A 384-nucleotide genomic window follows, 5' to 3' on the forward strand; every position below is an offset into this window, starting at 1 on the left:
CTCGCGGGCCATCCAGGCGGCGTCCTGCCACTCGGGCAGGGCCTGGGCGCGGGAAAGCGCCTCTTGAGCGAACTTGCGGAAGGTGCGCGAGGGCAGGCCGGCGGTGGCGGGATAAACCGGCTCGATCGGCGGGATCTCGTCGATCCGCTCGGCCTCGAGCATGTAGTCGGGATGGGCGACCTGGATCTCGGAGCCGAACCGCTCGACCTTGCCGCTGACGGCCCGCCGCGTTCCGACCGGATGCTGGCGTTCCAGGTGCGGGCCGTGGCCCTTGAACCAGACCAGGGTGACGAATCCGGTCTCGTCCCAGCCGCGGATCCGCCAGGGCTGCCCCGAACGCTGCGGCGGCAGGTGGGCGTCGATCGTCACGACGAAGGTCTGGAC

At 70.8% G+C, this 384-nt stretch carries 1 pseudogene; it reads right to left on the reverse strand.

The window, feature by feature from the left end:
* Positions 1-384 (reverse strand): annotated as a pseudogene (locus tag AC1DDS_RS25820) (ATP-dependent DNA helicase RecG); the annotation flags it as partial.

The organism is Mycoplana sp. 10N416 (genome assembly GCF_056394765.1).